The 20323-nt window shown below is 68.6% G+C and carries 17 protein-coding genes; 15 read left to right on the top strand and 2 right to left on the bottom strand.

Annotated elements, in window-relative coordinates; genetic code table 11:
* Positions 1–131 precede the first annotated feature (131 nt).
* Positions 132–647 (top strand): helix-turn-helix domain-containing protein, encoded by a 516-nt coding sequence (locus MD221_RS07655; RefSeq protein WP_242109530.1) that lies wholly within the window; start codon positions 132–134, stop codon positions 645–647.
* Here MD221_RS07655 and MD221_RS07660 read toward each other — a convergent pair.
* A complete protein-coding gene (locus MD221_RS07660; RefSeq protein ID WP_242109532.1) occupies positions 529–1236 on the bottom strand; it encodes a DUF2306 domain-containing protein in 708 nt (235 codons plus the stop codon). The genes MD221_RS07655 and MD221_RS07660 overlap by 119 nt on opposite strands.
* A 320-nt stretch (positions 1237–1556) precedes the next feature.
* Between MD221_RS07660 and MD221_RS07665 the strand changes: the two genes are divergently transcribed.
* From MD221_RS07665 to maiA, 4 genes are all read left to right on the top strand, one after another.
* Positions 1557–1784: a hypothetical protein gene (locus tag MD221_RS07665; RefSeq protein WP_242109534.1), complete on the top strand. Its 228-nt coding sequence runs from the start codon at positions 1557–1559 to the stop codon at positions 1782–1784.
* 148 nt (positions 1785–1932) lie between these two features.
* On the top strand, positions 1933–2679 hold the full coding sequence (locus MD221_RS07670; protein ID WP_242109543.1) for a 2OG-Fe dioxygenase family protein: 747 nt from the start codon (positions 1933–1935) through the stop codon (positions 2677–2679).
* A gap of 149 nt (positions 2680–2828) precedes the next feature.
* Positions 2829–3818: a fumarylacetoacetate hydrolase family protein gene (locus MD221_RS07675; protein WP_242109558.1), complete on the top strand. Its 990-nt coding sequence runs from the start codon at positions 2829–2831 to the stop codon at positions 3816–3818.
* Complete coding sequence (gene maiA / locus MD221_RS07680) at positions 3815–4480, top strand: maleylacetoacetate isomerase (RefSeq protein WP_242109568.1); 666 nt, start codon at positions 3815–3817, stop codon at positions 4478–4480. The genes MD221_RS07675 and maiA overlap by 4 nt, the downstream gene beginning before the upstream one ends.
* A 27-nt stretch (positions 4481–4507) precedes the next feature.
* Here maiA and MD221_RS07685 read toward each other — a convergent pair whose 3' ends face one another.
* Positions 4508–5623 carry a PilT/PilU family type 4a pilus ATPase gene (locus tag MD221_RS07685; RefSeq protein WP_242109578.1) on the bottom strand — a complete coding sequence of 372 codons (1116 nt, stop codon included), beginning with the start codon at positions 5621–5623 and terminating at the stop codon, positions 4508–4510.
* 169 nt (positions 5624–5792) lie between these two features.
* Here MD221_RS07685 and MD221_RS07690 point away from each other — a divergent pair, with 169 nt between their 5' ends.
* From MD221_RS07690 to MD221_RS07735, 10 genes are all read left to right on the top strand, one after another.
* On the top strand, positions 5793–6134 hold the full coding sequence (locus MD221_RS07690; RefSeq protein WP_242109580.1) for a DUF4398 domain-containing protein: 342 nt from the start codon (positions 5793–5795) through the stop codon (positions 6132–6134).
* Positions 6131–6754 (top strand): hypothetical protein, encoded by a 624-nt coding sequence (locus MD221_RS07695; protein WP_242109583.1) that lies wholly within the window; start codon positions 6131–6133, stop codon positions 6752–6754. The genes MD221_RS07690 and MD221_RS07695 overlap by 4 nt, the downstream gene beginning before the upstream one ends.
* Positions 6755–7226: 472 nt before the next feature.
* Positions 7227–7445 carry an HP1242/YdcH family protein gene (locus MD221_RS07700; protein WP_242109585.1) on the top strand — a complete coding sequence of 73 codons (219 nt, stop codon included), beginning with the start codon at positions 7227–7229 and terminating at the stop codon, positions 7443–7445.
* 238 nt (positions 7446–7683) lie between these two features.
* Positions 7684–9060, top strand: a complete 1377-nt coding sequence (locus tag MD221_RS07705; RefSeq protein WP_242109587.1) for a pyridoxal-phosphate dependent enzyme — start codon at positions 7684–7686, stop codon at positions 9058–9060.
* Positions 9061–9123: 63 nt separating this feature from the next.
* Positions 9124–10308: a cystathionine gamma-synthase gene (locus tag MD221_RS07710; RefSeq protein WP_242109596.1), complete on the top strand. Its 1185-nt coding sequence runs from the start codon at positions 9124–9126 to the stop codon at positions 10306–10308.
* 64 nt (positions 10309–10372) lie between these two features.
* A complete protein-coding gene (locus tag MD221_RS07715; RefSeq protein ID WP_242109606.1) occupies positions 10373–11161 on the top strand; it encodes an ABC transporter permease in 789 nt (262 codons plus the stop codon).
* A 3-nt stretch (positions 11162–11164) separates the two neighbouring features.
* Complete coding sequence (locus MD221_RS07720) at positions 11165–12331, top strand: ABC transporter ATP-binding protein (protein WP_242109609.1); 1167 nt, start codon at positions 11165–11167, stop codon at positions 12329–12331.
* Positions 12332–12336: 5 nt separating this feature from the next.
* Positions 12337–13740, top strand: a complete 1404-nt coding sequence (locus MD221_RS07725) for a class I SAM-dependent methyltransferase (RefSeq protein WP_242109618.1) — start codon at positions 12337–12339, stop codon at positions 13738–13740.
* A 147-nt stretch (positions 13741–13887) separates the two neighbouring features.
* Complete coding sequence (locus MD221_RS07730; RefSeq protein ID WP_242109620.1) at positions 13888–15957, top strand: hypothetical protein; 2070 nt, start codon at positions 13888–13890, stop codon at positions 15955–15957.
* Complete coding sequence (locus tag MD221_RS07735; protein ID WP_242109626.1) at positions 15954–20234, top strand: glycoside hydrolase family 99-like domain-containing protein; 4281 nt, start codon at positions 15954–15956, stop codon at positions 20232–20234. Before MD221_RS07730 ends, MD221_RS07735 begins: the two co-directional genes overlap by 4 nt.
* Positions 20235–20323 lie beyond the last annotated feature (89 nt).

Here is a 20323-nt window from a genome sequence, read left to right on the forward strand (position 1 = left end):
GGTTTTTTCGTTTCCGGCCCTCGTCCTCGCTCGCATTCCCCGCCCGCTCACGGAGAGGAGGGCGCGGCCTGCGCCGGCGCGATGCGGCGCACCTGGGCGGTTTCGCCCTGGCATTGGCGGCGAACGCGGACGTGTTCCTGTACGACCGCGCGCAGTCGCAGGCGCTCTACGCGCGGCTGATCGCCGGCCATGGCTGGCCGCAGTCGCCCTGGCTCGACGTGCTGCTGTTCGGTTTCGGCGTGTCGTACGTGGTCGCCGCGCTGCTGCGCGCGCGGCGCTACCGGACGCGCCTGCGCGACCGCGAGCCGGCCCTGACCATCGGCCAGCTCGCCAGGCGCAGCGGCTACCCCGAATACCTAGTCTCGGCGGTGATCAACCGCCGCTTCGACGGCCACTTCTGGGATTACATCAACCGACAGCGGATCGAGGCGGCGAGCGCGCACCTGGCCGATGCGAGCGATGCGCGCAGCATCCTCGAGATCGCCTACGCCTGCGGCTTCACCTCCAAGTCGACCTTCAACGCCGCGTTCAAGCGCCAGCTCGGCCAGACGCCGAGCGCGTATCGGCAGGGTCGGGTCCCGGGCGCGCAGCGGCCGCAGGCGCGCTCCGCCGCCACCGCAGCAGCGTCTCGCACACCGCCAGATTGAACGTCCAGCACGACCACGCGGCGAACACGTAGACCGGCGGGAAGTCCATGCGCAGCGGGCCGGTGCCCACGCCGAGGATGATCCGCAGCGTCAGCGCCGAGGCGGTCAGCGCGATGCTGCGCCACATCCAGCGCCGGTGCCGCGTGGCGTCGCCGGCGACGGCGTAGCCGATGCCGACGGCGGTGACCGCGATCCAGACCAGGGCGAGCAGCGCGAAGCCCGCGCCGCTGGCGGCGCCGCCCTGCGCATGCCGCGCCAGCGACAGGCCCGACAGGCCGCCGATCAGGATCGCGCCGGCGGACAGCCAGCCGCCCAGCCGGTGCAGGCGCGGCCAGCGCCGCCGGATCCAGGCGCTGGATTGCAGCGGCACCAGCAGCAGCGCCAGCCCCGCGCCGAACAGGTGCCCCGGCACGTCGAGGCCGGACAGCGCGAACTGGACGTCGAAGAGATTGTCCGGCCGATACGCGCCGGACAGATAGGCGAAGGCGTAGGCGGCCAGCGCCGCGCAGGCGAGCGCGGCCAGCAGGGAGGCGGCCTTGCGACCGAGGTCGCGGATCGGGAGGTCGCGGATCGGGAGCGGACGGGGCACGGACGGTTCCTTGAGGGCGGTGGGCTGCCGGCAAGGTGCCCGGACGCGCATCGAGCGTCGTCCGAACCGGCGGAATCGTACGTCCGGGCGCCGCTGCGCGGGATTCCGCGGGCATGCTGCAGCGCGGCGGGCGCGACCGGTGGCGCCTGCGCTAAGTTGCCGCCCGCACGTGCATTGCGGCCTTGTCCGGTTCAGGCGACCTGAACGCGGAAGGTGCAGGGATCGCGCTCCGGTACCGACCACGACGGTGGCCAGGCGGTGCAATCGACGGATCGTCGAGTGCAGTCATCCCCTTAATCCTCAAGACCGGAGTGGATCGCATGAAAATCGGAACGTACAAGTTCGTGGGACTGGGCGTGGTCGCGTTGGCGCTGGCGATGGGAACGGCCGGCAGCGCCTCCGCGAGCGCGGGCACCACGTACTGCTATTACCAGGCCGAGGACGGCACGCAGTGGATCGACCGCTACGCCGGCAACCGGGTCTGCCCGCTGTCCGACGTCAACGGCGGCGTGTCGGGCGAGCTGGTGGATCGGGAATACATCGCCTGACCCCCCGGTCGATGCGCGATGCGAGGGCCCGCACGTCGGGCCCTCGTCGTTGTTGCTGTCATGGCGAGGGACATTGCGCGGATAATGTGTTCCCGCGCGGACCCCGCCGTTCGCGCGGCGCCACATCCCCGCTCGCGAAGATCGCCGCATGGTCGCCACCTTTTCCGCCCCCTTCACGCCCCTGGAAGCCGCGCTGACGGCGCTGCGCGAGCGCGGCTACGCGGTGCTCACGCCCGAGAGCGTCGCCGAGCTGTGCGGCGGGCCGCTGGCGGAGCTGGAGGCGCTGACCCCGAGCTGGGACGACCTGCCGCCGGACGAATACCTGCGCGACGGCGGCCGCTACCGGCGCCGGCGCCATTCCTGCTTCGTCGTTGATGGCCCGCGCATCGCGCAGGCGCCGCACCGCGCCCACTGGCAGTCGCTCGACTACAACGCCCTGCACGGCGGCATGGAACGCTGGTTCGAGCCCATCCGTCCCGACATCGCCGGGCGGCCGGTCTGGGTGCGCCTGCTGGGGGCGCTGGGCGAGCGCTTCTCGGCGGTGCGCCCGGCGCAGCCCTGGTACGTGGAGGCGCACCAGTTCCGCATCGACACCAGCGACGGCATCGGCCGGCCCACGCCCGAGGGCGCGCACCGCGACGGCGTCGACTTCGTCGCCGTGTTCATCGTCGGCCGCCACGGCATCAAGGGCGGCGAGACGAGGGTGTTCGAGGCCAACGGCCCCAATGGCCAGCGCTTCACCCTGGACGCGCCCTGGTCGGTGCTGCTGCTCGACGACACCCGCATGATCCACGAGTCCACGCCGATCCAACCGCTGGATGCCACCGGCCATCGGGACACGCTGGTCCTGACCTATCGCTCCGGGGCCTTCCAGGGCGAGGATGCGCAGACCTAGCGGACGCCCGGCCGGACCCGGGCTAGCGGGGGGGCAGAGCCGGGCCATGAAAGGCGGAGCACGGATCAGGGATGAAGCGGCGGTGTCTTGATGCCGCGGTAAAAGTTACAATTGAAACAATATTCCCGATCGCAGCCCGAGGAGGCGCGGTGAAGCTTGGATCCCTGAAGGAGGGGGGCCGCGACGGCACCCTGATCGTGGTCTCCCGCGACCTGTCGCGTGCCGTGCGCGCCACCGGCATCGCCCCGACCCTGCAGCGCGCGCTGGAGGACTGGTCGAACCTGGCCCCGCGCCTGGCCGCCCTGTCCGATGCGCTCAACGCCGACGCCGCCGACGGCGCCTTCGACCTGGACATGGTGCAGCTGGCGGCGCCGCTGCCGCGCGCCTATGAGTTCGTCGACGGCAGCGCCTACCTGCCGCACGTGGAGCGCGTGCGCCGCGCCCGCGGCGCCGAGGTGCCGGAAAGCTTCTACACCGATCCGCTGATGTACCAGGCCGTGAGCGCCGGCTTCTACGGCCCGCGCGATGCGGTCAAGGTGGTCGACGAGGCCTATGGCATCGACCTGGAAGCCGAGATCGTGGTGGTCACCGACGACGTGCCGATGGCCGCGAGCGCGGCCCAGGCGGCCGAGCACATCCAGCTGATCGGCCTGGTCAACGACGTCTCGCTGCGCAACCTGATCCCGCCGGAGCTGGCCAAGGGCTTCGGCTTCCTGCAGTCCAAGCCGCGTTCGGCGCTGAGCCCGGTGTTCGTCACCCCGGACGAGCTCGGCGAGGCCTGGCGCGGCAGCAAGGTGCACCTGCCGCTGCTCACCCACATCAACGGCGCCTGGTTCGGCGCGCCGGAGGCCGGCGTGGACATGCAGTTCGATTTCGCCCAGCTCGTCGCGCACGCGGCCAAGACGCGGCCGCTCTCGGCCGGCACCATCGTCGGCTCCGGCACCATCGCCAACGAGGACACGTCCAAGGGCGCGTCCTGCTTCGCCGAGAAGCGCACCGTGGAAACGCTGGAGACCGGCAAGCCGGTGACGCCGTTCATGTCCTTCGGCGATCTGGTGCGGATCGAGATGCTCGATCGCGACGGCCGGTCGATCTTCGGCGCCATCGAGCAGCGCATCGAGCGGCAAGCCGCGCCGTGAGCGACCAGCCGCTGCTGCTGCACTCCTACTGGCGTTCGAGCGCCGCCTATCGCGTGCGCATCGGCCTCAACCTCAAGGGCCTGGCGTACGACCTCGTGCCCGTGCACCTGGTGCGCGACGGCGGCGACCAGCACCGCCCGGAGTACGCCGCGGTCAATCCGCAGCGCGCGGTGCCGGTGCTGCAGCACGGCCAGCGCATGCTGCGGCAGTCGCTGGCGATCCTCGAATACCTGGACGAGGTCTGGCCGCAGCCGGCCCTGCTGCCGCCGACCGCGCGCGAGCGCCAGCGCGTGCGCGCGCTGGCGCAGCTGGTGGCCTGCGACATCCACCCGCTCAACAACCTGCGCGTGCTGCAGTATTTCGAGCGCGAATGGCGCGTGCCGCAGCCCGAGCGCGACGAGTGGGTGAAGCACTGGATCGCCGACGGCTTCGCCGCCTTCGAGGCGCTGCTGCAGGACAACCCGTCCACGGCCGAGTTCTGCGCCGGGCACGCACCGGGGCTGGCCGACTGCTGCCTGGTGCCGCAGGTCTACAACGCGCGCCGCTTCGGCGTGGACCTGGCGCCGTATCCGACCATCCTTGCCATCGAGCGCGCCTGCCTGGCCCTGCCGGCCTTCGACGCGGCCCGTCCCGAGCGCCAGGCGGACGCGCCGCAGCCCTGAGGCCGCCTCCGGCGCGCGGCGACGCGCCTAGTGGTGCTGCGCGCTCTCGAACACGTCCGCGTAGGGATCGTGCTCGCCGACGCTGCCTTCCGAGAAACGGAACTTCAGCGCCAGGCCGTCGCGCGAATCGGCGGCCTTGAGCGCCTCCTCGCGGTCGATGCGGCCGTCCTTGTACAGGCGGAACAGGCACTGGTCGAACGACTCCATGCCCGCTTCCAGCGATTCCTCCATCGCCTGCTTGATCTCGTGCACCTGGCCGCGGCGCAGCAGGTCGCGGATCAGCGGCGTGTTGATCAGCACCTCGGTCGCCGGCAGGCGGCGGCCGTCCAGGCCCAGCACCAGGCGCTGCGACACCACCGCGCGCAGGTTCAGCGCCAGGTTCATCAGCACGTTGCCGTGCGCGGCCTCGGGGAAGAAGTTGAGGATGCGCTCGATGGTCTGGTCGGCGTTGTTGGAGTGCAGCGTGGCCAGGCAGATGTGGCCGGTCTCGGCGAAGGCGATCGCCGCCTCCATGGTCGCCGCGTCGAGGATCTCGCCGATCAGGATCACGTCCGGCGCCTCGCGCATGGCGTTCTTCAGCGCGTAGTGGAAGGCGTGGGTGTCCATGCCGACCTCGCGCTGGTTCACGATCGACTGCTTGTGCTGGTGCAGGTACTCGATCGGATCCTCGATGGTGAGGATGTGCCCGGCGGTGTTGCTGTTGCGGTAGTCGATCATCGAGGCCAGCGTGGTCGACTTGCCCGAGCCGGTGGAGCCGACGATCAGCACCAGCCCGCGCGGGGCCATGATGATCTGCTTGAGCACCTGCGGCAGCTGCAGGTCCTCGATGCTGGGGATCACGGCGCGGATCGCGCGCACCACCATCGCCACCTCGCCGCGCTGCTTGAACACGTTGATGCGGAAGCGCCCGATGCCCGGCTGGGAATAGGAGATGTTCAGTTCCAGGTCGCGCTCGAACTGCGGCGCCTGGCCCTCGCCCATCAGCGAGTAGGCCACCTTCTTGGTCGTGCCCGGAGGCAGGACCGTACTTCCCAGCGGCTGCAGCTTGCCCTCGACCTTGATGTACACCGGGGCGCCGGTGGTGAAGAACATGTCGGAGGCGTTCTTCTCCGTCATCAGCTTGAGGAGATAGCCGATATCCATGGGTCGAAATTCTGGTCCCGTTGAACGGCAGGGCCGCGATGCCCGGCGGAAGCGTTGCGAATCCGCCGAATGCTGATGACAATGGTCGCAGCCTTCCATGAATGCGACCCCTCTTATGTCCCGAAGCTTCGCACAGATCACACGAATCGGGCCGGCGCTGCGGGCGTCGATGTTCGGAGTCGTGCTCTCGGTCACGGCTTGCGCCAGCCTGCCGCCGCCCACGGCCGAACTGGCGGGCGCGCAGCAGGCCGTCGCACGCGCCGACGGGGCCGACGCCGACCAGTACGCGGCCGCCGATTTTGCCCAGGCCCGTAGCCTGCTGGAACAGGCGCATGCGGCGATGGCCAAGGGCGATCGCGAGCAGGCGCGCTCGCTGGCGCTGCTGGCGAGCGCCCGCGCCGACCTGGCGAACGCGCGCAGCCGCGAGGCGGTGACCCAGGCCGATCTGAGCCAGCGCCGCGCCGAGATCGCCGACCTGAAGCAGCGCCTGGGCGTGGAGGACGGACAATGAAGACGAGTATTCCGCGCGCGCTGACGGTCGCGCTGCTGCTGACGGCCGCGGGCCTGCAGGCCGAGCCCGCGCGCGCCGAGGAGAAGAACCCCGACGTGGCGCGGCTGTCGCAGCGCCTGCGCACGCTCGACGCCAACGCCGATACCGCCGGCGCGGCCGCCTACGAGCGCCTGCAGGCGCGGCAGTCGGTCGATGCGCTGGCCGCGGCCAAGGGCAAGGCCCGCAACATGGCCCTGCAGATCGCCGAGCTGCGCGTGCAGACGGCCGAGATCGCCGCGCGCAACGACGTGGCGCGGCGCGAGGTCGACCGCCTCGAGCGCACCCGCAGCGACCTGCTGGTGGAAGCCAGCCGCCAGGACGCGGCCCGCGCGCGCCAGGAGGCCGAGCGCCTGCGCATCCAGGCGCAGATCCAGGCCGAGGAGGCCATGCGCCTGCGTGAGCAGGCCGACCAGGAGGCCGCCGCCCGCCAGCAGGCCGAGACCGCCCTGGACGACGTGGCCGGTTCGCAGGCCGCCAAGCTCAAGGCCGCGCGCCAGCGCCAGGCCGAGCTGGCCAGGCGCCAGGCCGAGCTGCTGGGCACCGGCAAGGACAAGCCGGAAGAGGCCCGGGCCAAGCCCTGAGGGCACCCCGTTCCGTGGCTTGGCGCGGCCCATGGACGCCTCGCGGCCCGGCCGCCCGGCGCGGATCGGTGTATTTGTTTAAATTCAATTAAATCAATGGCTTGCGTAGCGCGCTGGCGCGGAAATTCAGCTCGGCCGGCCGCCGCGCCAAGGCAAATCATGGGCTTGCGCCGTACGCTTGCCGACCCTCGAAGGGAGGAGTAGGGTCGGATACCCAGGCGGTCGATCATGTCGATGCAGACCGTCTGGCTGATGAGCCAGCCCGGATGACGCAACGACACATCCTTCGGAAGCATGCCGCCGGAATTCGGTTCCGCGCGGGTGCTCTCGCAGACCGTCTGCGCCCCGCAACGCTCGCCCACCCCCACGACGCCCCGTGCCATCGGCCGGGGCGTTCGCGTATCTGTCTTTCGCTTTCCAAGCCCGGCGTCCGCGCCGGGGCCATCCACGATCCTTGCTGAAGGAGGCTCCCATGTTCGAAGGGCAACCGCAGTCGGAACTCGACGCCCTGTTCAAGGCCAACCCCGAGTTCCGCCAGCTCTACCATCACCACCAGGAATTGGACAAGAAAGTGCTCGACGCCGAACTCGGCGTGTTGCCCGTCGACGACGTCAAGCTCTCGGAAATGAAGCGCGAAAAGCTGGCCGCCAAGGACCGCCTCTCGCGCATGTTCGAAACCCTGACGCACTAGGCGCGGGTCGTACCAGGCGGTGCCCGGACAGCCGGGCCTGCCGCGCAAGCTTCTCGCCGCGCCGGCGGTGGCCATCCTCGTCGGCCACCGCCGGTCGCGGACGGGAGACGCCGGTGCTCAAAATCCCCCATCCTGCAGGCAGACCTCGCCGCGCTGACGGCGCGGCTCGATGTCGGCCGCCGATGGGGCGAGGCGAGGGTGCGATAATCGTCGGCCCATCCCACCGCACGCCGCCCGCATGCCGATCCATTCCTCCGTCCTCGAGCTGATCGCCCAGACGCCGATCGTGAAGGCCCAGCGCCTGGATACCGGCGTGTGCGAGCTGTACCTGAAGCTGGAAAACCAGAATCCCGGCGGCTCGATCAAGGACCGCATCGGCATGAGCATGATCGAGGCGGCGGAAAAGCGCGGCGACATCCAGCCCGGCGCGACCCTGGTGGAGGGCACCGCCGGCAATACCGGCATCGGCCTGGCGCTGGTGGCGCAGCAGAAGGGCTACAAGCTGATCCTGGTCGTCCCCGACAAGATGAGCCGCGAGAAGATCTTCAACCTCAAGGCGATGGGCGCCGAGGTGGTGCTGACCCGCTCGGACGTGGCCAAGGGCCATCCCGACTACTACCAGGACCTGGCCGCGCGCATCGCCAGCGAAACGCCCGGGGCCTATTTCATCAACCAGTTCGGCAACCCCGACAACCCGGCCGCGCACGAGTTCGGCACCGGCCCGGAGATCCTCCGGCAGATGGCCGAGGTCGGCGGGCTGGACGCGATCGTCTTCGGCTGCGGCAGCTCCGGCACCATGACCGGCCTGTCGCGCTGCTTCGCCGAGCACTCGCCGCAGACCGAGCTGGTCCTGGCCGACCCGGTCGGCTCGATCCTGGAGGAGTACATCAACCGCGGCACCCTGTCCGACAAGTCGGCCAGCTGGATGGTCGAGGGCATCGGCGAGGACTTCCTGCCGCCGATCTCCGACTTCACCCGGGTCAAGCGCGCCTACGCCGTCAGCGACAAGGAAAGCTTCCTGACCGCGCGCGAGCTGCTCTCCAAGGAGGGCGTGCTCGGCGGCTCCTCCACCGGCACCCTGCTGGCGGCGGCGCTGCGCTACTGCCGCGAGCAGACCGTGCCGAAGAAGGTGCTGGTGTTCGTCTGCGACACCGGAAACAAGTACCTGTCCAAGCTCTACAACGACTACTGGATGCTGGACAACGGCTTCCTCGAGCGCGAGCCCTACGGCGACCTGCGCGACCTGATCCTGCGGCCCTACACCCAGCACGACACCGTGGTGGTGGGCCCGGGCGACCTGCTGGTCACCGCCTACCAGCGCATGAAGCTGTACGAGATCTCCCAATTGCCGGTGATGGACGGCGACAGCATCGTCGGCATCCTGGACGAGTCCGACGTGCTGCTGCACGTGTACGGCGACGAGGCCCGGTTCCGCGACCCGGTGTCCACGGCCATGGTCAGCAAACTCGACTTCATGGACGTCAAATCCCCGATCGAGGCCCTGCTGCCGGTCTTCGACCGCGGCCAGGTCGCGATCGTCATGGACGGGAAGCGTTTTCTGGGCCTGATCACCCGGATCGACTTGCTGAACTATCTGCGCCGCCGCGTTCAGTAAACCACGGGGCCCGACGGGGCCCGGTGCTAGAATCCGCGCCCGGATTTGCGTAGATCGACAGGCATGAGCAACGACCACGGCGGGGACCAGAAGCGCCCCGGACACTGGCGGCTGGGCACCCGCGCCATCCACGCCGGACAGGCCCCGGATCCCAGCACCGGCGCGGTCATGCCGCCGATCTACGCCACCTCGACCTACGCCCAGGCCAGCCCGGGCGTGCACCAGGGATTCGAGTACTCGCGCACCCACAACCCGACCCGCTTCGCCTACGAGCGCTGCGCGGCCGGCCTGGAGGGCGGCAGCCGCGGTTTCGCCTTCGCCTCCGGCATGGCGGCGACCTCGACCCTGCTGGAGCTGCTCGACAGCGGCGACCACGTGGTCGCCATGGACGACCTGTACGGCGGCAGCTACCGCCTGTTCGAGCGCGTGCGCCGGCGCAGCGCCGGCCTGGACTTCGGCTTCGTCGACCTCACCGACCCGGACGCCTTCGCCGCGGCGATCCGTCCCGAGACGCGCATGGTCTGGGTGGAGACGCCGACCAATCCCATGCTCAAGATCGTCGACCTGCAGGCGATCTCGGCGATCGCGCGCGCGCGCGGCATCCTGATGGTGGTCGACAACACCTTCGCCTCGCCGGCGCTGCAGCGCCCCCTCGAGCACGGCGCGGACATCGTGATGCACTCGGCCACCAAGTACCTCAACGGCCATTCCGACATGGTCGGCGGCATGGTGGTGGTGGGCGAGGACGCCGATCTCGCCGAGCGGCTCGCCTTCCTGCAGAACTCGGTCGGCGCGGTGCAGGGGCCGTTCGACAGCTTCCTGGCGCTGCGCGGGCTGAAGACGCTGCACCTGCGCATGCGCGCGCACTGCGAGAACGCGCAGGCGCTGGCCGAATGGCTGCAGTCGCACCCGGCCATCGAGCAGGTGCTGTACCCGGGCCTGCCCTCGCATCCCCAGCACGCGCTGGCCAGGCGGCAGATGCACGGCTTCGGCGGCATCGTCTCGATCGTCTTCAAGGGCGGATACGAGGCGGCCAAGCGCTTCTGCGAGCGCACCGAGCTGTTCACGCTGGCCGAATCGCTGGGCGGCGTCGAGAGCCTGGTCAACCACCCGGCGGTGATGACGCACGCCTCGATCCCGGTCGAGCGCCGCGCCGCGCTGGGCATCCGCGATTCGCTGGTGCGCCTGTCGGTCGGCATCGAGGACCTCGACGACCTGCGCGCGGACCTGGAAGAGGCCCTGGCTTGAGATTGCATCGCTCCGCTCGGCCGCGGCGCGCAGCCGGCGGCATGCCGCTCGCGGAGGGCGTGGCGTGAAGTCGTTGCTGAAGGATCTCGCGGACAGCTTCCGCAATCCGGAATTCTGGGCGCTTTCCACCTGGCTCGACATCGTGGTGCGCTACCGGCAGTCGCGGCTGGGCATCCTCTGGCTGTTCACGCCGCCGACCATCTACGTGTGGGGGCTGGGCGGATTCTTCGCCGCCATGCAGGGCGCGCACCTGGTGCAGTTCGTCGCCCACGTCGGCCTGGGCTACACGATCTTCCGCGCCATCAACAGCGTGATCGTGGAATCGACCACGGCCTTCACCGCCTCGAGCGCGTTCATCCTCGACGGCCACCTGCGCCTGACCGACTTCACCCTGCGCGTGGTGGCCAAGGCGCTGTTCTACTTCTGCATGGCGCTGCCGATCCTCGCGGCCGCGCTCGCCGTCTTTCCGCAGCTGCACTGGGACGGGCTGGCGCTGGCGCTGCTGACCTTTCCCTGGATCGTGGTCAACATCCTGTGGATCGCGGTGGTGTTCGCCCTGGTCGGCGCACGCTTTCCGGACCTGAGCCAGTTCATCAACAACATCTTCATGTTCGCGTTCCTGTTCACGCCGATCATCTGGTACGGAACCTCGATGCCGCCGGACAGCCTGCGCGGCATCGTGATGCGGGTGAATCCGCTCTACCACATGGTCGAGGTCGTGCGCGCGCCGATCCTGGGCGAGGCGATCGAGCCGCTGACGCTCTACTACCTGGGAACGATGACGCTGCTGGGCTGGGGCGCGGCGATCCTGCTCTACCGGCGCTATGCGCGCTACGTGCCGCTCTGGATCTGAGCCGTGACGCAAGCATCCATCCATGTCGAGCGGCTTGCCCTGTCGGTGCCGATCTTCCTGCAGCGCGAACGCATGGCGCGCGGCTGGGCGAAGATGTTCCTCGGCGCGACGCTCGATCCGCCCGAGCGCCGCCTGGTCAAGCTGCTCGACGACGTCAGCTTCAAGGTGCGCGAGGGCGACCGCGTGGCGATCCTGGGCCGCAACGGCGCCGGCAAATCGACCCTGCTGCGCGTGCTCAACGGCGTCTACGCGCCGACCTCGGGCCATGTGCGGGTCGTGGGCAGCTGTCAGGCCCTGCTCAACATGTCGCTCGGGTTCAACAGCGAGGCGACGGTGCGCGAGAACATCTTCCTGCGCGGCACCGCGATGGGGATGAAAGGGTCGGCGCTGCGCGAGCACATCGAGCCCATCCTGGATTTTTCCGGCCTCCACGAAAAGTCGAACCATCGGCTGAGAACGCTCTCGGCCGGCCAGAAGATGCGTCTCGGGTTCGCCATCTCCACCTCGTTCCAGCACGACGTCATCCTGATGGACGAATGGGTGGGCGCGGGCGATGCCGAGTTCATGGCCAAGGCGACCGAGCGGATGAAGAGCCGCGTGGCCGGCAGCAGGATCGTGATGCTCGCCAGCCACAGCGTCGGTCTGCTGCGCGATGTCTGCAACAAGGGCATCGTGCTCGAGCGTGGACGCCTGATGTACGTGGGCGAGATCGTCCCGGCCCTGCAGTATTACCACGACCTGCTGGCGGGCCTGCGCTCGCAGCCGGTGGAAGCCGTGGAGGAGCCGCAGGCGTCGAGCCAGGCCTACGGCTACATCGAGCACATCCGGCTCGAATCCGGCGTCGTGCACGTCGGCGGCTGGTGCATCGGCGCGGCCGGCGAGCTGCAGAACGCCCTGGTCATGGACGCGCACGGCGTGCGCATGCCCGCGGACCACTTCGAGCGCGTCAAGCGGCCCGACGTGGTGCGACACCTGGGGCTGAGCGAAGAGGACTGCGGCTTTCGCGCCAGGTTCTCGCTGCCCGGCGTCAGGAGCCTCTCCGAGATCGGCCCGGACGTGCAGTTGCTGGCCGGGGAATCGGCCGATCGGGCCGGCGGTTCTCTCAAGTTCGCCGATGCGGTGATCGAGGCGCTGCAGGGGCACCGGCAGCGCGACGCGCACAGGACCTGACCCGCATGGCCCAGTACCAGTCCTTTCCCGAGATCGGCGGCGATTCGCTTTCGCTGGACAAGCTGAAGGCGCTGAACCTGCCCGACCTGAGCGGACGCCGTTTCCTCGACGTCGGTTGCAACGAAGGATTCTTCTGCGGTTTCGCCAAGTTCCAGGGCGCCGAGCGCGTGGTCGGGATCGATCACTCCGCGCTGTTCATCGAGCGCGCGCGCCGCCGCTTTCCGGAGTGCGAGTTCTACCGGCAGGATTGGCAGGAGATTCCCGCAGGCGTCTTCGACGTCATCCTGCTGGCGTCCTCGCTGCACTACGCCGAGGACCAGGCCGAGCTGATCCGGCGCCTGGTCGAACGGCTCTCGCCCGACGGCGTGCTGGTGCTGGAACTGGGCATCGTGCAGTTGATGAAGAACGACTGGGTCAAGGTGGAGCGGGGCATCGACGAGCGCCTGTTCCCGACCATGGCCAAGCTGCGCGAGACGCTGGAACCCTACGCGTGGAAATGGATCGGGGAGAGCGTGCTCCAGGCCGGGGATCCCGTGCCCAGGCACGTGGTGCACGTCAGCCGTCGCCGGCCGTTCGCCTATCTGCTGCTGCAACCGCCCGGCTACGGCAAGAGCACGATCGCGAAGAGCCTGTTCCTGCCCGCCGGCGTGGCCGCGGTCTCCGGCGACGAGCTGATCCTGCAGGTGGCCACCGGCAGGAAGGAGGCGCCCGCATCCCTGCAGGCGCTGCTGGCCGAGGACTTCTCCCCGTTCCGGATCGACCAGACGATACGCAAGGTGTTCGAGGCGGGACTGGGGCCCGATCTGGTCGCGCTGTTCCGGCGCGAGGCCGACGGCGCCGATTTCGCGCTGGATGTCTACATCCCCGACGAACATCACGCATTGGTGGAGTCGCTGCTGTCGCAGGCGGGATATCTTCCGGTGACGATGCGATGGGGGAAGGCGGGCATGAGCCCGATGCCGCAAGAGGTGTCCGCCAGGCGGGCGGAAGGCTATTTCCTCGCCCTGGTCGAAAGCGGCCATGGGGAGGCGGGCCTGCCCGCGGATGCGCCGGCGACACGGGTTCCCGCGCAGGGCTTCATCGACGAGGCCGTGCTGTCCGACGATCTTTTGACCATCCGCGGCTGGGCCGTGAGCGAAACGGGCGAGGCGCCGCGCGTCCTGTCGGTCCGCGTGGGAGGGCAGGCGCACCTGATTTCGGCGTTCGAACGCCAGGCCCGCGCCGACGTGCAGGATTACCTCGGCCTGCCGCATGCGCTGTTCGGCTATCGGGTCAGTCTGGCCGTGCCCTCCGGGGCAGGCGCGGAGAAGTTGCTGGAAACCCTTGAGCTTCGCGCCGGCAGTGCCGAGAATTCGATGGGTCCCGTGCTGGCGTTCGCCACGCCGTTGGCGAAATCCGGACGGGGATGACGCCAGGCATGACGGATATCGGGGGCGTTTTCGCCGACGACGGGACGATTCGGATGACGGCCGGGGCCGAAGTGCGCAGGGGGAACGCACGGCGGGGGCGAATCGCATGACCGCTACGGTGGCACGGGAATTGATCGGAGGCAGCGCATGCAACTAATCGTCTTGGGCATGCATCGCTCGGGAACGTCGGTTCTGGCCCGGCTCCTCAATCTCATGGGCGCCTATTTCGGACCCGAAGGCGTAAGTACGGGCGCGAATCAGGAAAATCCGAAAGGATTCTGGGAGCGGCGCGACGTACGGGCGCTCAACGATGCGGTGCTGCATGCCGTGGGCTGCGACTGGGACCGGGTACTGCGGTTCGATGCGGGCGCGCTGCCGCAGGCGGTGGTGGCCGATTTCGACAAGCGCGCTTCCAAGCTGATCCTGGAGATGGACGCCCATCGCCCCTGGCTGCTGAAGGAGCCGAGGCTGTGCCTGCTGATGCCGCTGTGGCGCAAGTGGCTGGAAGCGCCGGTCTGCATCAGCATCTACCGCAACCCGGTGGAAGTCGCTTCCAGCCTCCACAGGCGCAATGGCATTCCCATCGAGGCGGGCATGATGCTGTGGGAGCGTTACGTGCGCTCGGCGCTGCAAGGGGCGGCCGGCTTGCCGGAAGTGGTGGTGTCCCACCGCGCCCTGATGCGCCAGCCGGGCGAAGCGGCCGAGGCGCTGTTCAAGCAGCTCGAGGAAAAAGGCGTGGCCGGGCTGAGAATGCCGGCGGCGCGGGAAGTTGAAGCATTCGTACAGGACAATCTGTACCGGGAACGCGAGTCGCGGGAGGACTTGCGCGCTTACGCGAAGGCCAGGCAACTGCGTCTGTTCAAGACGCTGGAAGCGGGGGGGCGGCCGTCAGCCGGCACGGCCAAGCAAGGCAAGGACGAGGAGGCCCTGGCGAAGTACGAGGCCGGCCTTCCCCCAATCAAAACGCGAGCAGAGGAAAAGATGCCGGAGACCATAGAAGCGACCTTGCGCGGACAGCTGGCGCTGCGCGAACAGGAAATCCAGTTCGTGCGCGAACTTTCCGGCAGGTTCGAAACCGACGCCAAGCAGTATCAGGAGCGGCTGGCCGGCGTCGAGCGCGAGCATTCCCTGGCGCGCGAGAGCGCCGCCAAGCTCGAGGCCAACCTGGCCCTGAGGCAGGAACAGCTGGCCAATACCGAGAACGAAACGCGGACGCTGCGGGAAACCGTCAGCGGCCTGGAGGCGGTACTGCACGAGCGCGACCTGCGCCTGTCCGGCCTGCAGCGCGACCTGGATTCGGCGCGCGCGACATTGCTTTCGCTGGAGGCGGAAGTGCAGCGGCGCAGCGAGCGCATGCAGGGCGAGGGGCATCGGCTGGAGCAGGCCAAGCAGACCATCGCCGAGCTGGAGCACAAGCACGCGCTCGCCCGGCAGGCGTTGGACGACGGCCAGCGGCGTCTCGAGTCGGCGAGCGAGGCGGCGCGCGAAGCGGCCGCCGCGTTCGAGGCGGACATCGGGCGGCGCGCGCTCGAGCTGGCCGAGGCCGAGAAGCGGCTCGCTTCCTCGAAGGCCGAGACGCAGGCGTTGCGCGAGCAGCGGGATGGCATTCAGTCGACGCTGTCCGCGCGCGATGCCGAGCTGGCTTCGGCAAGGGACGAGCTGGCCAGGAAGACCGAGGAGTCGAAGCTGGAGAACGAAGCCAGGCGTCGCGTGGAAGCGAACCTGGAAGCGCGCTACCAGGAGCTGACCAAGCTGACGCAGTGGCTGCTGCGCCGCGAGCAAGAGTTCGCCGAGCTCAACGAGAGCCATCGGCGCCTGGAGATGAAGCAGTGGGCGGCCACGCATGAGTCCGCGGAGCTGAAGCGGCAGCTGGAAGCCATTCGCCGCAGCCGGGCCTGGAGGCTGGCGGCCCCGTTGCGGATGGCGGAGCGCGCCCTGGGAGGAGCGAGGGGGCAGGCCGGCGAGCTGAAGCTGTTGCAGCAGTCCGGCCTGTTCGACGAATCGTGGTATCTGCAGGCGTACCCGGACGTCGCACGCAGCGGCATGGCCGCGGCGGAGCATTTCCTCCAATTCGGCGTCGCCGAAGGGCGCGATCCCGGTCCGGACTTCAGCACCGTCCATTACCTGAAGAAGTATCCGGACGTGGCCGACGCCGGCATCAATCCGCTGTTGCACTACATCACTCACGGAAAGCTCGAAGGTCGCAGCTCAAAATGAACAACATCGAAGCCGACATCAAGCTGATTCGCGAATCCGGGATGTTCGACGAGCAGTGGTATCTCAAGGAATATCCCGACGTAGGCGCCCTGGGGCTGGATCCGTATGCGCATTACCTGCATATCGGCGCCAAGCTCGGGCGGCATCCGGGGCCGGGGTTCGATGCCGCTTGGTACCTGAACAGCTATCAGGACGTGGCGAAGCTGCAGCTCAATCCGCTGCTGCATTACCTCACCCATGGGCGTTTCGAAGGGCGCGAGATCCGCCGGATCGACCATGGCCGGGGCGACGCGGCGCAGGTGCAGGACGACGACCGCGGCTGCCTGACGATCCTGCCGGGAGCCGGCGGAAAGATGCCGGACCTGTTCCGCCTCAAGGCGCTGCAGCCGCAGTCGAAGACGCTGTTCGTCACCTACAGCGCCTCGCTCAGCGAAGCCGCCCAGGTCGACCGCCTGCTGCAGGAGCAGGACGAGGCGTTCGACCACATCGCCCTCTGTCCGATCAGCCTGATGGTGAAGAACCCGGTCTCCGTCGCCACCGGCTGCCGCCAGAAGAGCATCGTGATCTACCCCGACCGCTACGGCCGCGCCGCGCCGTTCGCGCACCTTTTGGAAGCGGGAATCCTGACGCGGTACGAAGCGGTGTGCTGGATCAACAGGGGCGCAGGCGGGTCCGCCGACGTCAAGGGCCTGGCGGCATCGCTGCGCGGGCACGCCGATATCGGCCTGGTCAGCCAGGGCAAGACGTCCTACGCCGGAGGCAGCGACCCCGAAATCAAGCGCATGCTGAGCACCTTCCTGCCGCGCCTGAGCCGCAAGATGCCGGAAAAGGCGCATACGCCCGTCGGCGCGGTGACCTGGATCAATCCGTTGTTGCTGCACCAGCTGCGGGCGATCCCGGTGCGTCCGCACGAACTGCTGGACAAGCAGGGCAAGGCGCACGAGGCCGGCGTGTCCGCGCTGCTTGCGCTGATGGGAATCGTCGCCGAGGAAGGCGGCATGGAGCAGCTGGATTTCGCCGCCGCGAAAGAGCGCGCGAAAACGCCGCCGAAAGGCGCTGCGGCGAAGAAGCGCAAGGTGAAGGCGATCGCCTTCTACCTGCCGCAGTTCCACCCGATTCCCGAGAACGATCTCTGGTGGGGGAAGGGCTTCACCGAGTGGAACAACGTGGTCCGCGCGAAGCAGATGTTCCGCGGCCACAACCAGCCTCGCGTTCCGGCGGACCTTGGCTATTACGACCTGCGCCTGCCGCAGACGCAGGAAGCGCAGGCGCAGCTGGCGCAAAGCCACGGCGTGCACGGCTTCTGCTACTACTACTACTGGTTCAACGGCAAGAAGCTGCTGAACCAGCCGATCGAGCAGATGGTGAAGCTCGGGCGGCCCAACATGCCCTTCTGCGTCTGCTGGGCGAACGAGAACTGGTCGCGCAACTGGGACGGGCAGAACCGCCACGTCCTGCTGGAGCAGCAGTATTCGATGGACAGCAACCGTCTTTTCATCCGGGAGATGATCCCGATGATGAAGGACCCGCGCTACATCCGTCACCACGGCAAGCCGCTGCTGCTGGTCTACAGGATCCGCATCATTCCCAACTGGCGCGAAACCGCGGAGATGTGGCGCGAGGAATGCCGCCGCGCCGGCATCGGCGAGATCCATTTGTGCGCCGTGCGCTTCGGCCTGGAACCGCTGGACGGCCCGCCCGAGCAGTTCGGGGTGGATTCCTACGTGCTGTTCCCGCCGCACGAAACCGCGCGGCTCGACGTGCGGGCGGAGCAGATCGACCTGCAGCGCGATTTCGGCGGCGAGCTGTTCAGCTACGACGCGGTGGTCGATGGCGACGTGTCGCGCTTCTCCGAGGGTTATCCCTGGCCGGTGCACCGCGGCGCCATGATGGCGTGGGACAACACGGCCAGGCGGCTGGGCGACGCGCGCATCTTCGTCGGCTCGACGCCGGCGCGGTTCCGCTACTGGCTGCGCAAGATCGTCGAGCAGGAGAACAGGTTCAACGGCGACGACGAAAGCCTGGTGTTCATCAACGCATGGAACGAATGGGCGGAAGGCACCTACCTGGAGCCGGACCAGCGCTTCGGCACGGGCTACCTGTCGGCGGTGAAATCCGCGTTCGCCGATTGCGACACCGGCCCGGTCACGGTGTCGGCGCCGGCGCAGCCGCCGGTGCTGCCTTTGCCGAAACCCGAAACGCCTGCCGCTGCGCAGCCGGCCAATGCCCGGCGCGCCCAGCAGATACTGCCGAAGTGGCACCCCGGCGAGCGCCCGCTGCTGGAAGGCGCGCCCGCGGTGCTGCTGTGCGCGCACATCTCCGGCCACCAATTGTTCGGCGGCGAAAGAAGCTTCCTGGATGTGCTCAAGGCGCTGACGCGGCTGAACCTCAATGTCTTCGTCACGCTGCCGAGCGGCAACAACAAGGCCTACGTGGAAAGCGTCCGGCAACTGTCCGCGGGCGTGTATGTGTTCAGCTATCCGCAGTGGATGCAGAACCGCGAGGCGGACGAGGCCCTGGTGCTGACGTTCGCCGACATCATCGCCCGCCACGACATCGCGCTGGTGCACGCCAATACCATCGTGCTGCTGGAGCCGCTGATCGCCGCGCGACGGATGAACCGCATTCCGCTGATCCATTCCCGCGAGCTGATTACCCTGGACGAGTCGCTTCGCGACAGGATGGGGTTGTCGGCGCAGGAGATCATCCGCAAGGTCTTCGAGCTCTCGGACTACCTGATCGCGAACTCGCGCGCCACCGCCGGCGCGTTCCCCCGGCAGGGGCGGACGTTCCACGCCACCAACGTGGTCGATCCGGCCGGCTTCGATGCGCCCAACGTCGTCGACGGGCCGATCCGCTTCGCGATCGTCAGCAGCAACATCCCCAAGAAGGGCGTTGCCGATTTCCTGGACGTGGCCAAGCACTGCGAAGGCAAGGTCGAGAACGCCGAGTTCCTGGTCATCGGCCCGGAAAACAAGCAGATCGAACAGTGGCGCGGCGAGCAGAAGCGCGGCGCCATTCCCGCCAACGTCAGGTTCCTGGGCTACCGCGACACGCCCGAGGAGGCGATGGCGGAGGCCAACGTCATCCTCAACCTGTCCAACTTCGCCGAATCCTTCGGGCGCACCGCGGCGGAAGCGATGGCCGCGCGCCGCCCGGTGATCGCCTACGAATGGGGTGCACTGCCGGAGCTGGTGCGGCACGGCGTCACCGGCTTCCTGGCACCCTACCGCGATACCGCCGCCGTCGCGGCCTACGTGGCGGAGCTGTGCGGGAACCCGGAGCGCATCGCGGAAATGGGCGCGGCGGGACGGGCGTTCGTGGAAGGCAACTGCACGCCGGAGAAGCTCTTCGAGCATTTGCGCACGGCGTATGGCGCCATCTTCGGCGACGAGGTCGTCCGGCGCACGCCGGTGCCGACGGCCCCCTCGGCGAGGCGCCGCTCGCTGACGATCGTGGTGCCGGTCTACAACGCGCAGGCGGAAGTGCGCGCCTGCCTCGAGTCGGTGGTGCGCAATACCGACCTCGCCAGCCACCAGGTGATCGTGATCAACGACGGCAGCACCGACCCGGCGATCGCCGAGCTCCTGGCCGGCTATCAGGGCACGCACGGCATCTCGATCCACAGCAACGAACGCAACCTCGGCTATACCAAGACGGTCAATATCGGCCTGCGCGAAGCCGGCGACGACGACGTGGTGCTGTTGAACAGCGATACCGTCGTGACGCCGCAATGGGTCGAAGGGCTCCGCACGACCGCGTACGCCGAGCCGGACATCGGGACGGTGACGGCGATGAGCGACAACGCCGGCGCATTCTCCTTCCCGGTGCAAGGCAAGCCCAATCCCAAGCCGGCGCACGTCAGCCACGACGATTACGCCGCGGCGATCGTCCAGGCGACGGCCGGGTGCCAGCCGATCGAAGTGCCGACCGGTTCGGGCTTCTGCATGTACATCCGCCGCGAATTGATCGAGCGGATCGGCGCGTTCGACGAGGAAGCCTTCCCGCGCGGCTACGGCGAGGAGAACGACTTCTGCATGCGCGCCGTGCAGGCGGGGTGGCGCAACCTGATCACGCCGCGCTCCTTCGTCTTCCATGTCAGGAGCGCGAGCTTCGGCGCCGCCAAGGCGGAGCTGGTGCAGCAGGGCGTCGATGTCGTGACCAGGCGCTATCCGGACTACAGCAAGCTCACCCGCGCCGCATTCTCCTCTTCGCAGATGAAGGCGCTGCAGCAGGTCGTGACCGAGGCAGCGTCTTCCATGGTGGCGCTGGAGTAGGCCGCCTGCGCGCAATGTCGAAGCCGGGGCGAGGCTCCGGCTTCGAAGGTGCCGGCGATGTGTCGTTTGTCGTGAAATTGCGGGAGCTG

The organism is Luteimonas aquatica, from assembly GCF_022662575.1.
In the GTDB taxonomy this organism is placed as follows: Bacteria; Pseudomonadota; Gammaproteobacteria; order Xanthomonadales; family Xanthomonadaceae; genus Luteimonas; species Luteimonas aquatica.